The organism is Cohnella hongkongensis, from assembly GCF_042654645.1.
Classification (GTDB): domain Bacteria; phylum Bacillota; class Bacilli; order Paenibacillales; family Paenibacillaceae; genus Cohnella; species Cohnella hongkongensis.
The window spans coordinates 151,310-164,863 of the sequence record NZ_JBHSEP010000008.1; the positions used below are offsets into that span (position 1 = coordinate 151,310).

Here is a 13,554-nt window from a genome sequence, read left to right on the forward strand (position 1 = left end):
GCTCCTCCTCGGAACAACCCTAACAGCTCTGCGATTAACGGCGCTCGGACGGCCCGCCGACGAATGCGGTATCCGTCGTATCCAGCCCGTATGCGGTATGAAGCGCGCGGATGACCTCTTGCACCGACTCCGCGGCGATGATGCAGGACACCTTGATCTCCGAAGTGCTCACCATTTTGATGCTCACGCCGACGCTCGAGATCGCCTCGAACATTTGCGCGGCCACGCCCGGATTGGACACCATGCCGGCTCCGACGATCGACACTTTGACCAGACCTTCCTCGTACGTCGTATCGCGGTACGGCACCTGCGCCTTGATGCCGGCCAGCACGTCGAGCGCCTTCGCCCGGTCGGCCATCGACACCGTGAACGAGAAGTCGGCTTTGCCGTCCTGCACGCCGCTTTGAACGATAATGTCCACGTCGATGCCGTGGTCGGCCAGCGCCCCGAACATTTTCGCCAGCACGCCCGGCACGTCCTCGACGCCCATCACGCTGATGCGGGCCACGTTTTTCTCCGATGCGATTCCTCTTACGACGATCCCTTGCTCCATTTGCGCTTCCTCCCTCACGAGCGTGCCTTCGTTATTCGTAAAGCTCGAACGTACGACCAGGTTGACCTTGTAATGCTTCGCATACTCGACGGCGCGCGGATGAAGCACGGCCGCTCCCAGATGGGCCAGCTCCAGCATCTCGTCGTACGAAATCTCGTCCAGCTTTCTCGCGCATTTCACGACGCGAGGATCGGTCGAGTAGATTCCGTCCACGTCCGTGTAGATTTCGCACACATCGGCTTTCAGCGCCGCAGCCAGCGCGACCGCGGTCGTATCCGAGCCGCCTCGGCCAAGCGTCGTAATCTCGCCGTCCTCCGTCCTTCCCTGGAACCCGGCGACGATCACGATATGGCCTTCGTCGAGCGAGGAGAAAATCCGCTCCGGAGAAATATCGGCGATCTTCGCTTTGCCGTGGGTCGGCTCGGTCACGATGCCGGCCTGCCACCCCGTGTAGGACTTGGCGCTATGTCCGAGCTTATGAATCGCCATCGCCAACAAGGCGACGGAGATTTGCTCTCCCGTCGTCAGCAGCATATCCATCTCGCGCGCAGGCGGATTGGCGTTAATGTCGTTCGCTTTATCGATCAGATCGTCCGTCGTATCTCCCATCGCCGACACGACGACGACGACCCGGTCGCCCTGCAGCTTTTTGTCCACGATCCGCTGCGCCACCCGGCCCATCCGCTCCGTCGTGCCTACGGAACTTCCGCCGAATTTCATCACTATCAATGACACCGGTAGCCACTCCCCCAGTTAACTTTCCTAGCTAATAAGTGAACAACTGCATACAGCATTATATTATAACATAAGTCCATTGGCCCAAAAAGGACAAAAAAAGACGACAAAAATCAAAATCCCCGAATCGCCGGATGGCGGGATCGGGGATCTCGGACCGTCGCGCAGCTTATGCGCGGGATACGTATTTGCCTTCGCGGGTATCGATCGTCAATACGTCGCCCTCGTTGATGAACAGCGGAACCTGCACGTTAAAGCCGGTTTCCAGCTTGGCGTTCTTCGTCGCGCCGGTCGCGGTGTTGCCTTTAATGCCCGGTTCGGTCTCCACCACTTTCAGATCGACGCTGTTCGGAAGCGTGATGCCGATCATCTCGCCTTGGTAGCTGGCGATGTTGACCGTCATGTTCTCCGTCAGGAAGTTGATTTCCCATTCCAGCTGCGACTTGGACAGCTCGAATTGATCGAACGTCTCGTTGTCCATAAACGTGTAATCGTTGCCGGAGTTGTACAGATATTGCACAGCGCGGTTTTCGACATGGGCGCGAACGACCGTTTCGCCGGCGCGGAACGTTTTCTCGACGACGTTGCCGTTGCGCAGGTTTTTGAGCTTGGAGCGCACGAAGGCGGCGCCTTTGCCCGGTTTGACGTGCTGGAAGTCGATGACGGTGCACGGGGCGCCGTCCAGTTCGATGGTCAAGCCTGTTTTAAAATCGTTGACAGAAATCACTTCGATACTCCTCCTGTAGAGACATTGCTCTTGATTAGTCCAACTCGATCAGCTGCTTGGGCGAGCTCGTCAGAATGCGGATACCGCGATCGGTGATCACGACGTCGTCCTCGATTCGAACCCCGCCGAAGCCGGGCAGATAGATGCCGGGCTCGACCGTGACGACCATGCCGGGCGCCAGCACAAGATCGCCGGTAAGCGAAAGCCGCGGCGCTTCGTGAATCTCCAATCCGATTCCGTGTCCCGTACCGTGACCGAAATATTCCCCATAACCATACCGTGTGATGATATCTCTCGTCAAGGCGTCGCCTTCCTTGCCGGTCATGCCCGGACGCAGATGATCGAGCGCATGCTGCTGCGCTTCCCGCACGATCGAGTAGATTTCCTTATGCTTGTCGCTAGCTTTGCCGACGACGACGGTGCGCGTCAGGTCGGAGCAGTACCCTTTGTAGTACGCGCCGAAATCGAGCGTGACGAATTCGTTCCTGCCGATCTCCTTGTCGCTGGCAACTCCGTGCGGCAGAGCCGAGCGCTCGCCGGACGCGACGATCGTGTCGAAGGAGGAGCTGGCCGCGCCGTGAGCGCGCATGAACATCTCCATCTCCAGGGCGATCGACCTCTCCGTCGCGCCGGGCTTCAGATAGCCCAAAATATGCTCGAAGGTGCGATCCGCCAGATCGGCCGCCTCCTGCAGAATCGCCAGCTCGCCCTCGTCCTTCGTCATTCTCAGCTTCTCGACGACGCCGTCCGATGGCAGCAGCTCGACCGGACGGAACGCGTCTTCCATTTTCCGATAGGCCGCATATGTAACGTCCTGCTCTTCGATCAGCAGCCGCTCCGCGTTCCGCTCTCGCAGCATTTCGGCGATCGTAACGTTCATGTCCGCGCCATGCTTGACGATTCGGAAGCCTTGCGCCTGCTGCGCCGCTTGCTCGGTATAGCGGAAGTCGGTGACGAGCGCGGCCTGATCCGCCGTAATGAGCGCCGCTCCGGACGTCCCGGTAAACCCGGTCAAGTAACGCACGTTGCGGCGGTTCGTGACGAGAAGCGCAGACGCTCCGGCTGCGGCGATCGCTTCTCTCAGCCGCACCACTCTCGAGTTAGGCATTGTGGACTCCTCCCTGTAGATGACGACATAGCGCCAGCAGCCCCAGCTCGTAGCTGTCCGGCCCGAATCCCGCGATCTGCCCGAGCGCCACCGCCGCCGTGACCGAGGTGTGACGGAACGCCTCCCGCTTGTGAATGTTGGAGAGATGAACCTCGACGACGGGAAGTCCTACGGCCGCCAATCCGTCTCGCAGCGCATAGCTCGTATGGGTCAGCGCTCCCGGGTTGATTAGAATGCCGTCGTGCTTGCCGTAAGCGGCATGAATCTCATCGAGCAGGGCGCCTTCGTGATTCGATTGGAAGAAGCTCAGCTCCACGCCCATAGAAGCGCCCAGCTTCCTCAGCCTTTCCTCGATGTCGGCCAGCGTCGCGACGCCGTAGACGCCCGGCTCGCGAACGCCGAGCATGTTCAAATTCGGGCCGTTCAATACTAACAGGCTTGCCATCCGTTCCAGCTCCTCCCGCTCCTCGGCGTCGGCCAGACGGCCGACTTGACCCAAAGTACAACAGACATTGTACCATATTCGCAACGATCGGGAAATCGACGAATGGCGGCGAAAGCCCGAGGCGGCGGAGGTCAGGAGGACGGCAGCGGAGACCGGCGCTCGGCCGGCTCCCGGGCCGCTTCGTTATGAAGCTCAAACGCGATGCTATATCCGATAAACAGCCCCCACAGCAGGAACAGGCAGAAGTCGGTGACGATGCTGCCCCAGCCGATCCGGCTGAGCGGAGGAAGCGCTCCGACGTAAGGGCCCGCCGCAGCGTAGACGAGCGCCCACCAGACCGCTCCGAACGCCAGCCCCGGCCACGGCCCCTGCAGCCTGCCCAGAATCGCGACATAGACGAGCGCTGCCAATATCGACATCGCGACGAAAGCGGCCCAGCCCCCCAGCTGCCAGTAAAAGCCATGGAGCCAGGCGCGAGGAACGAACGGGTCGAGCAGGAAAGCGTTCGCCACGCTCGTAAAGCGAAGCCCTGTCGCCAGCCAGCGCAGCAGCCCCCAGATGATCCCGGCATAAAAGCCGATTTTCAGACTGAACAAGATCGGGTTTGTCGGAGCCGGCCCGCTGGTCCGATCCCTCCGACGATGTTCAAGCTCGCGGCCGGACGTCATGACGTCTCATCTCCTCCTCGTTGACCGGATACCGAGTTAGTATAGCCTCGCTCAAGCCGGGCTACTCGCCGTCAAGCTCCCATTCCCAGTGGCTTTCTATGCCCCGATCCTGTAAAATAGAAGTACTTGGGGCCTGAATTGTCTTGCCCCCAGAGTTATTCGTAAAGCAGGTGAACCGTCATGTCAAAGGAAACTCCCTCGATCTATGGAGGACAGGCCGTCATAGAAGGCGTCATGTTCGCCGGCAAGCACGTTCACGTGACTGCGGTCCGCCGGAAGGATCAGCAGATCACGTTTCTCGAAGTGCCCAAGAAGCCGACGCCGACGTTGAACAAGATCAAGAAAATCCCGTTTATCCGGGGCATCGTCGGCATTGTCGAATCGGCCGCCAAAGGCTCGCAGCATTTGACCTACTCCGCCGAAGCCTACGCCGAGGACGAAGCCGGTCCGGAAGAGGCCGCGAAGCAGAAGGAGAAGGAAAAAGAAAAGGACCGCTGGAATCTGACGATGATTTTAGGCGTCGCCGTTGTGGGCATACTATCTTTTATCGTAGGCAAATTAATTTTTACGGTTGTGCCGGCTTTACTCGAAGGGCTGATCTTTAGTCAAGCCTTCGAGAATAAGATAATGCACAACCTGCTTGAAGGCGTCATCAAAATCGTTTTCCTGCTGGCCTATCTGTGGTTCATGTCCCAGACGCCGATGATCAAGAGGCTGTTTCAGTACCATGGCGCGGAGCACAAGGTGATCAGCGCGTACGAAGCGGGCTCCGAGCTCACCGTCGAAGCCGTTCAGAAGTTCAGCCGGCTTCACTACAGATGCGGCAGCAGCTTTATCATTTTCACGGTAATCGTCGGCGTTGTTATCTATTCCCTCTTCACGTGGGATTCGATGGCCGAGCGTATTTTTCAGCGCATTCTGCTGCTTCCGGTCGTGCTCGGCGTCTCTTACGAGGTGCTGAGATGGACGAACGCGCTGAGGGACGTTCCCTTCTTGAAATGGCTGGGAGCGCCGGGCTTATGGCTTCAGCTCCTGACGACGAAGGAGCCGAGCGACGAGCAGGTCGCCGTGTCCATCGCGTCGTTCAACCGAATGAGAGAGCTCGACAACGAGTTCGGCAATCCTCGTATCGCGCTGGCCAAGCAGGCTTGACGATTGCTCCGCTCGTGCTGCACAAGACGTAAGGGAGGAGGATGACGCATGAGAAACCGAATCCAGTTTGGGTTCGCCATCGTGCTGGCGCTGATGGCGATCGGTGTGATTACGTCGCTCCTGCAGGGTTCCGTCGAATCCTGGGCGATTCCCTTGGGACTCGTGGCGATCGTGTTTCTGCTGTACAAATTTCCGCCGAACAGGTGGAGAAAGCCGGGCCGCCCCAGCCGGCCTCCCGTTAAGCGGCCGCGTCCGGATTTCCGCAGCGCCGCTTCCAAGACGGAGCGGCGCCGGCCGTCCCCGTTCACCGTCATTGAAGGACGGAAGAACCGAGACGACGAGCCGCCGCGCTATCATTGAACGAAAGCCGCCGCAGCGGCCGGAGACTTGCGCTCCGGCCCGCTGCGGCGGCTTTTTTTCGGTGCCCCGGGGGAGCTCCCCCCTATCTTCTCGCGATCGTGATCTTCAGCGTTCCGAGCTTGCGATCCCAGCTGCCGAAGAAGCGGTCTCCCGCCTCCAGGCCCGAACGGTACAGCGCCTCGCTTTTCTCCGGCGAAAGATGGAACTGCGTGCTGCCGACCCCTATAGTCGGAATTTTAATCGTGCGTATTTCCTTGTTTCTCTCGATATATCTTTCGTCGTGCGCGCTGAGCATCGTCTCGAACATCGCTTGAAACATCGAGATCGGGCCGCTGATCCGGCGAGGATGGGCGTCGGAGCGGCCGACCAGCTGGAAGCCGATGACGGGGACGTCGGCTTCCGGCGAAGCCTCGTTCTCGAACAGCCATAGCGGAAAGTTGCTGAGCAGTCCGCCGTCGACGATATAGGAAAACCTGGAGGGCGACGCTTGCCGCTTGCGATGCTTGTGAGGCTGGCGCAAAATGACCGGATCGAAGAAGTAGGGAATGCTTGTGCTCATCCGAACGGCCCTCGCGACGGAAAACCGGCCCGGAGAGACGCCGTACTGGGCGATGTCGCCGGGGAGAACGAGCAATCGGCCGTTCGTAATGTCCGACGCGATAATTCGCAGCTTTCCTCCCGGCAAATCCCCGAACGTGCGAACCCCTTTGACCGCGAGCAGACCGGCGACCCACTGTTCCAGCTTCTTGCTGGAGTACAGCCCCTTGCGCCAGAAAATCCGCGAGGCCGGTCCGACGAGCTTCAGATCGAACAATCGGCTTCTGTACAGAAGAGAGCGCAGCGGCGTCTGCTCGATCGCCGACTTCATCTCGTCGGCGGTGTATCCGGCGGCCAGAAGCGCAGCCACGATGCTCCCCGACGACGTCCCCGCCACTTGCCGGAAGACGATGCCGCGCTTCTCGGCGGAACGGACCGCTCCCGCCAGCGCAATCCCCCTTACGCCTCCGCCCTCGAACACCGCATTGACCTCGATCGTCTCCAACCGCATCGCCTCCCCGCGGACTGCCGGCCGAGTCGCGCCGCAGCGTGCCGGCCTCACCATTCATCCATATGCGGCCGGCGGCGGCGCTAACACCGGAGGACGGCGATGCGCCAATCGAAAAACAGCCGCCCCGTTCGCAGGTGCGGCTGCTCGGTCCGGGCGCGGCGGCGGGCGCCGCGCTCGGGATACGCTATTCTCGCTGCCGATCAATCGCTGTCCATCTCGGCCCTGATCTTCCCCAGCTCTTCCGCCCGGGAAGGATCGCGGTTGAAATATTCGACGAGCGATTCGATGCACGTGATGGAATCCCAGCTCAGATGGTGCTCGATTCCTTCCACGTCGGCGTAAATTTTATCCTCCTGAACGCCGATGAGCGTCAGGAAAGTTTCCAGGAGATGATGCCGGTCGACCAGCCTCTTGCCGATCTTCTTGCCCTTGTTCGTCAGGACAAGCCCCCTGTATTTCTCGTAAATCAAATAGTTGTCCTTGTCCAGCTTCTGGATCATCTTTGTCACTGAAGAAGGATGCACTTCCAGCCCTTCGGCGATGTCGGAGACGCGGGCGTAGCCCTTCTCGTCGATCAAGCGGTATATCCTCTCCAAATAATCTTCCATACTTGGGGTAGGCAACGCTAGTCCCCCTTTCCTTCCATATCATACACCGTTTGACGCAAACCGAGCAAGTCCGAAGTGGCCGCGTGGACGACCTCCGCACGGCAGAAGGAAGCGCTCCGGGAAGATGACCCGGAGCGCCGGCCGGAACGGTCCCCTGAAGCTCCGGAGAGGAGCCTCACATGATGTCGAACAGCCATTTCGGCGTAATGCTCTGCAGCCAAATCGTAATTTTCGTCATTCGGTCGGTGAACAGCAGCACGCCCATCAAAATCATCATGGCGCCGCCGATCTTCATTAACGCGTTGGAATATTTCAGAATCCATCTCGCGGTGCCCAGGAAAAAGGCGAGAATGAAGAACGGTAGAGCGAAGCCCAGCGAATAAGCCGTCGTAAGGCCGACCCATGTGCCGGGATTGCTGGCGGCAAGCAGCAGGATCGAACCGAGAATCGGGCCGACGCAAGGCGACCACCCGGCGGAGAAGCCGATGCCGAATACGAACGAGCCGAGATAGCCGCCCGGCTTCCACTTCATGTTCAGCTTGCGCTCCTTCATTAGCAGCTGCGGCTGGAAGATGCCCATCAGGAACAAGCCCATCAGGACGATAAAAATGGCCGAGACCTTGCGGATCGTATCCTGATAGTCCCGGAAAAGATCGGTAAAGGCGTTGGCGCCGTAGGCCAGAGCAAAGAAAACGACGGAAAAGCCGAGAATGAAGAACAGCGTATGGCTCATCGTTTTCATCCGCATGCTTCGGCTCGTATCCGTCTTGATCTGATTGACGGATACGCCGGTTATGTAAGATAAATATGCCGGGTACAAGGGCAGGCAGCAAGGAGAAATAAATGAGGCCAAGCCAGCGGCGAAAGCGATCCCGACGTTTAAGTCCGCCATTGCGTATCCCTCCTGAACCTAGGTTCTAATTAGCTTCGTCGATGCGACGGACACCGCGAGAACGGCGATAAGCAGCAGCACGATCGTTCCGCCCGGGGCGAGATTGGCGACGCCGGCGATCCACAGCCCGGCCAGCACCGCCGCTTCTCCGATGACGACGACAAGAATTACGGCCTGCTTAAAGCTGCGGGACAGCGCCAGACTGCACGCGGCCGGAATCGTCAGCAGGGCCGACACGAGCAGGGCGCCGACGATCTTGATCGCCGCGCTGATGACGAGAGCGGTCAATATACTAAGCATAATATTAAAATACTTCAGAGGCAAACCGCTCACCGCCGCGGCGTCCTCGTCGAAGGTGAGCAGGAACAGCTCCTTTTTGTGAATCAGCACCATCGACAGCACGATGGCCGTCACGCCGAGGATGACGAAGATGTCCGTATCGGTCAGCGTATAGATGCTGCCGAACAAGTAGGAGGTTACGCTCAGATTAAACCCTTTTCCCATCGTGAACAGAAGCGAGGCGAGCGCGATCCCCCCCGACATAATAATCGCGATCGACAGCTCCGCGTACGTCCGGTAAGTCCGGCGCAGCAGCTCGATCGCGAACGAAGCGGCAATCGCGAACAGCAGGCCGATCGCGACCGGATAGACGTTCATGAGAAAGCCGAGCGCCACCCCCGCGATGCTCACATGGGCGAGCGTATCCCCGATCATCGCCAGCCGCCTGAGAACGAGAAACAGCCCCATAAGCGGAGCCGTTATCGCGATCAGGGCGCCCCCGATCAACGCTCTCTGAAAAAATTCAGCCGATAAAAGTTCCAATCCCGGTTACCCTTCTTTCCGCAGCGAATGCAGCAAATCCGTGCCTTGGCAGTCCTCCAGGTCGTGCGAATGCCGAATATAGAAGCTGAGCTTCCCGCTTCGCTCCTTGGGCTCCTCGCCCAAGTACGAGCGCACCATGTCCATGTCGTGGGACACCATCAGGAACGTAATGTTGTGCCTCTGGTGCATATGCTTGATCATGTGAAAAAAGTTCTGCTGCGTCTCGATGTCGATGCCGGTGAGAGGCTCGTCCAGAATAAGCAGCTTCGGGTTGTTGATCAGCGCGCGCGCCAGAAACACCCGCTGCTGCTGACCGCCGGACAGCGCTCCGATCCGTTTGTCGGCGAGATCCTCGATCTTCAGCGCCCGGAGCGCGTCCTCGCAGCGGACGACATCCTCCTTCGACATGCGGCGGAACAGCTTCTTCCTGCCGAACATTCCGGACTGGACGACCTCTCTCACCGTAGCCGGAAACAGCGGGTTGAAGTGGCTTCTCTGCGGCACGTAGCCGATCAGGTTCCACTCCTTGAATCGGGAGGCCGGCGTTCCGAACAGCGAGATCGTCCCTTTCTGAGGACGGGTCAAGCCGACGATCATCCGCAGCAGCGTCGTTTTGCCCGCGCCGTTGGAGCCGATCAGTCCGACGAAATCCCGTTCCATGATGCGAAAGCTCACATCCTGCAAGATCGGCTGGTTGTCGTACGAGAAAGACACGCCGTTCAGCCTTACGATCTCCTGATGGCAGCTCGTCTCGTTTATGCTTGCCGCGGCGTCCATTCGAACACCCTCCCTTCACGAATGATGATGCTCCCAATCTCTTTATGTTAGTTTACTGGAGCGCCTTCTGCAAGTTCTCGAGATTGCGCTCCATGAGCGTGAAATAATTCTCTCCCGCCTTCTCCTGCTCCGGGGTCAGCCCTTCAATCGGATTCAGGACGAGCGTATCCACCTTCGCCTCTCGAGCCAGCGTTTCGGCGAGCTGCTCGGACACCAGCTCCTCGAAGAAAATATACGGAATGCCGTTCTCCTTCACGAACTTGGCGATCTCCAGCAGATCCTGCGCTCTCGGCTCCGCTTCCGGGGACAGGCCCATAATCGCGATCTGATTCAGATGGTAATCCCGGCACAGGTAGCCGAACGCCTGATGGGAGACGACGATGTCGCGGCGCTCGTAGCCGGCCAGCCCTTGCGTGAATTGATCGTCCAGTTCTTTAAGCTTTTTCTCCAATTCGGAATATCGGCTTTCGTATGCGGACTCGTTGGCGGGATCCACCTTCACGAACGCGTCCCGAATGTTAGCCGCCATCACCAGCGCCGACCGGGGGCTGGTCCAGGTATGCGGATCGACGTCCAGGCCGGAGTGGCTGTGGCCGCCTTCCTCGCCGTTCTCGTCCGCATGCTCGTCTGCATGTTCATCCGCGTGCTCGTCTGCATGCTCATCCGCGTGCTCGTCTGCATTCTCATCCGAATGATCTCCGTGATCATGGCCATGCTCCGGATTGCCTTGTATCAGTTCGATGCCCTTGCTCGCCTCCACGGTCAGCACCTGGCTTCCCGAGCCGAGCCCGTTCAGGAAATTGTCGACCCAGCCCTCCAGTCCGGCCCCGTTGTAGAGAAACAGCTGGGCGTTGGAGGCGGCGTCGAGGTCCCGGCTTTTCGGCGTCCATTCGTGCGGCTCGACTCCCGCAGCGATCAGATTGACAACGTTCGCGTGCTCGCCGCCGATCTCCTTGGCGAAGAAGTAGAGCGGGTAGAAGCTCGTCACGACGTTCACCTTGCCCTCTTCCTGCGTATTCGAACCGTTTTGGCCGCATCCGGCCAGCGCAGCTATAGTCGCGGCCAACGCTATCCTCAACAACGTCTTGCGCGATCGTATTAATTTCATGATGGCAGACTCCCTTAATCGTAATCACTTTTATTAACAGATCGATTATAGGCTTCAGACCGCCCTCTGTCAACCAACGCAATCGGAGACGCGACCGAGACGGCGCGCCTCGACTTCGCCGCACCGCGCCGACCGTTTGTTTTTCTTGGATCCGCCCATTAGGGCGCCCACGACAAAAACATCTATCTCCCGCCGCGCGAGGACGGGAAGATAGATGTCGCTGCTCGCTTCAACTTCAGTTCGGCCGTTCTGCCGAAGCCCCCGGCGGGAACGAGCTTCCGGGTCTTATTTGACGATCGCGCCGTTGGGCATGCCGTCCGGAACGGTGGCCAGCGTCAATTGATCGCCCTGCGAGGCGGCGAGGATCATGCCCTGCGACAGCTCGCCTCTCAGCTTGACAGGCTTCAGGTTCGTCACGCAGATGACCTTGCGCCCGACAAGCTCCTCCGGCTTATAAAACTTGGCGATGCCGGAGACGACCTGGCGCCGCTCGAAGCCGAGATCGAGCTGGAGCTTAAGCAGCTTGTCGGCCTTCGGAACCGGCTCGCAGGCAAGCACCTGCGCCACGCGCAGCTCGACTTTCATAAATTCGTCGATCGTAATTTCCGGGGCGAGCTCCGGCGCTTCCTCCGCACCAGCCTCTGCCTGCTTGCCGGAAGCAGCGGCATTCGCCGCGTCCGCGGCGCCCGCCGCAGGCGCTGCCCCGCCCATCGAGCCGGATATCCAGGCAACCTCTTCGGCCAGCTCCAGACGCGGGAAAATCGGATCGCCCTTGCTGATCTTCGTGCCGGCCAGCTTCCCTCCGAACGTCCGCAGGCTCTCCCACCCGGTCAGCTCTCCTTCCGCCACGCCCAGCTGCGCCCATATCCGGCGCGGCGAATGCGTCAGGAACGGCTGGATCAGAATCGACACGAAGCGCAAACTTTCCGCCAGATGCCCCATGACAGAGCCGAGCGCCGCCCGATCCGCCTCTTCCTTCGCCAGCGTCCATGGCTTCGTCTCGTCGATGTACTTGTTCGTCCGTCCGACCAGCGTCCAGACGGCGGCCAGCGCGACCGAAAACTCCATATTTTCCAGCGCCGCCTCCACCTTGTCGACAGTGGCCAGCGCCGTCCGCTCCAGGTCCTCGTCGAATTCCGTGACGCCCAGCCCGAACGGCGGCACTTCGCCGCCGAAATACTTGTCGATCATCGCCACCGTTCGGTTCAACAGATTGCCGAGATCGTTCGCCAGATCGTAATTGATCCGCTCGACGAAATTTTCCGGCGTAAACGCTCCGTCCGCGCCGAACGGCACCTCCCGCAGCAGATAATAGCGGACGGCGTCCAGCCCGTAGCGATCGATCAGCTTCACCGGATCGACGACATTGCCCTTGGACTTGGACATTTTCCCGTCCTTCATGAGCAGCCAGCCATGGGCGAACACCTTTTGCGGCAACGGAAGACCAAGCGCCATCAGCATAATCGGCCAATAGATCGTATGGAAGCGGACGATTTCCTTGCCGACAAGATGCACGTTGGCCGGCCAATACCGGCGATAAGCTTCGTCCGCGTCCGTGCCGTACCCGAGCGCGGTAATATAATTGGACAGCGCGTCGATCCAGACGTAGATCACGTGCTTGGGATCGCCCGGAACGGGAACGCCCCAGTTAAACGTCGTCCGCGAGACGGCCAGATCCTCCAGCCCGGGCTTGATGAAGTTGTTGATCATTTCCGTCTTGCGGGACTCCGGCTGGATGAAATCCGGGTGGTCCTCGTAATATTGGAGCAGACGGTCGGCGTATTGGCTCATCCGGAAGAAGTAGCATTCTTCCTTGACCAGCTCTACCGGATGGCCGCTGTCCGGGCTTTTCCCGCCGATCACCGCTCCGTCGGCGCTGCGCTCGACGTCGACCAATTGCGATTCCGTGTAATAGGTTTCGTCCGGGATGCTGTACCAGCCCTCGTACTCCCCTTTGTAGATATCGCCCTGGGCCAGCAGCTTCGCAAAGATGTCCTGAACGACCTTCGTATGTCGCGGCTCGGTCGTGCGGATAAAGTCGTCGTTGGAAATTTCCAGCTTTCTCCACAGCTCCTGAATTCCGGCGACGATGTCGTCGACGAATTGCTGAGGCGTTTTGCCCGCCTCCTGAGCCTTCCTTTCGATCTTCTGCCCATGCTCGTCGGTGCCTGTCAAATAGCGCACGCTGTATCCCCGAAGCCGCTTGTAGCGGGCCATCGCGTCGCCCGCCACCGTCGTGTACGCATGGCCGATGTGCAGCTTGTCGCTCGGATAGTAGATCGGCGACGTAATGTAGAACGTTTTTTCCGTATTCGTCACAGTCTTCATCTCCTTCGTCGTTTTAAAAAACATAAAGCTCCCGTCCGTATGGGACGAGAGCTCAGACTCACGTGGTACCACCCAAATTCCTCCCGCGGGAGATGCCCGCGAAAGCTCATTAAGCCGATCCGGTAACGCCGATCTCCGCGTCGCTCCCTTGCCTGCCCGGCACTTCGCCGCGCCCGACTCAAAAGCGATTCCTCCAGGACCATCTTCCAAGGCCGCCCTATGC

At 59.4% G+C, this 13,554-nt stretch carries 14 protein-coding genes; 2 read left to right on the forward strand and 12 right to left on the reverse strand.

The window, feature by feature from the left end:
• Positions 1 to 34: 34 nt before the first annotated feature.
• The 5 genes from ACFO3S_RS13230 to ACFO3S_RS13250 all read right to left on the reverse strand — a co-directional run bounded on the left by ACFO3S_RS13230 (position 35) and on the right by ACFO3S_RS13250 (position 4,236).
• The gene (locus tag ACFO3S_RS13230) at positions 35 to 1,288 is read right to left on the reverse strand and encodes an aspartate kinase (protein WP_378096551.1); all 1,254 of its coding nucleotides are present in this window, start codon (positions 1,286 to 1,288) and stop codon (positions 35 to 37) included.
• Between the two features lie 169 nt (positions 1,289 to 1,457).
• Positions 1,458 to 2,015, reverse strand: a complete 558-nt coding sequence (efp, locus tag ACFO3S_RS13235) for an elongation factor P (protein ID WP_378096554.1) — start codon at positions 2,013 to 2,015, stop codon at positions 1,458 to 1,460.
• A 34-nt stretch (positions 2,016 to 2,049) separates the two neighbouring features.
• Positions 2,050 to 3,123, reverse strand: a complete 1,074-nt coding sequence (locus ACFO3S_RS13240; protein ID WP_378096557.1) for an aminopeptidase P family protein — start codon at positions 3,121 to 3,123, stop codon at positions 2,050 to 2,052.
• Positions 3,116 to 3,568 carry a type II 3-dehydroquinate dehydratase gene (gene aroQ / locus ACFO3S_RS13245; RefSeq protein WP_378096560.1) on the reverse strand — a complete coding sequence of 151 codons (453 nt, stop codon included), beginning with the start codon at positions 3,566 to 3,568 and terminating at the stop codon, positions 3,116 to 3,118. Before aroQ ends, ACFO3S_RS13240 begins: the two co-directional genes overlap by 8 nt.
• A 131-nt stretch (positions 3,569 to 3,699) precedes the next feature.
• The gene (locus ACFO3S_RS13250; protein WP_378096563.1) at positions 3,700 to 4,236 is read right to left on the reverse strand and encodes a YqhR family membrane protein; all 537 of its coding nucleotides are present in this window, start codon (positions 4,234 to 4,236) and stop codon (positions 3,700 to 3,702) included.
• A 180-nt stretch (positions 4,237 to 4,416) separates the two neighbouring features.
• On the opposite strand from ACFO3S_RS13250, the gene ACFO3S_RS13255 reads away from it, so the two are divergent.
• On the forward strand, positions 4,417 to 5,388 hold the full coding sequence (locus tag ACFO3S_RS13255) for a DUF1385 domain-containing protein (RefSeq protein WP_378096566.1): 972 nt from the start codon (positions 4,417 to 4,419) through the stop codon (positions 5,386 to 5,388).
• A 48-nt stretch (positions 5,389 to 5,436) separates the two neighbouring features.
• On the forward strand, positions 5,437 to 5,748 hold the full coding sequence (locus ACFO3S_RS13260) for a hypothetical protein (protein WP_378096569.1): 312 nt from the start codon (positions 5,437 to 5,439) through the stop codon (positions 5,746 to 5,748).
• Between the two features lie 82 nt (positions 5,749 to 5,830).
• On the opposite strand, the gene ACFO3S_RS13265 is transcribed toward ACFO3S_RS13260, so the two are convergent.
• From ACFO3S_RS13265 to metG, 7 genes are all read right to left on the reverse strand, one after another.
• Positions 5,831 to 6,781, reverse strand: a complete 951-nt coding sequence (locus ACFO3S_RS13265; protein ID WP_378096746.1) for a patatin-like phospholipase family protein — start codon at positions 6,779 to 6,781, stop codon at positions 5,831 to 5,833.
• Between the two features lie 215 nt (positions 6,782 to 6,996).
• Positions 6,997 to 7,419: a transcriptional regulator MntR gene (mntR, locus tag ACFO3S_RS13270; protein ID WP_378096571.1), complete on the reverse strand. Its 423-nt coding sequence runs from the start codon at positions 7,417 to 7,419 to the stop codon at positions 6,997 to 6,999.
• Positions 7,420 to 7,579: 160 nt separating this feature from the next.
• On the reverse strand, positions 7,580 to 8,296 hold the full coding sequence (locus ACFO3S_RS13275; protein WP_378096574.1) for a cytochrome c biogenesis CcdA family protein: 717 nt from the start codon (positions 8,294 to 8,296) through the stop codon (positions 7,580 to 7,582).
• An 18-nt stretch (positions 8,297 to 8,314) separates the two neighbouring features.
• The gene (locus ACFO3S_RS13280; RefSeq protein WP_378096577.1) at positions 8,315 to 9,118 is read right to left on the reverse strand and encodes a metal ABC transporter permease; all 804 of its coding nucleotides are present in this window, start codon (positions 9,116 to 9,118) and stop codon (positions 8,315 to 8,317) included.
• A gap of 6 nt (positions 9,119 to 9,124) precedes the next feature.
• Positions 9,125 to 9,895, reverse strand: coding sequence for a metal ABC transporter ATP-binding protein (locus ACFO3S_RS13285; protein WP_378096580.1), 771 nt, complete (start codon positions 9,893 to 9,895; stop codon positions 9,125 to 9,127).
• A 52-nt stretch (positions 9,896 to 9,947) separates the two neighbouring features.
• Entirely contained in the window at positions 9,948 to 11,003 is a 1,056-nt protein-coding gene (locus ACFO3S_RS13290) for a metal ABC transporter solute-binding protein, Zn/Mn family (RefSeq protein ID WP_378096583.1), read from the reverse strand.
• 285 nt (positions 11,004 to 11,288) lie between these two features.
• Positions 11,289 to 13,322: a methionine--tRNA ligase gene (gene metG, locus ACFO3S_RS13295; protein WP_378096587.1), complete on the reverse strand. Its 2,034-nt coding sequence runs from the start codon at positions 13,320 to 13,322 to the stop codon at positions 11,289 to 11,291.
• Positions 13,323 to 13,554: the final 232 nt, after the last annotated feature.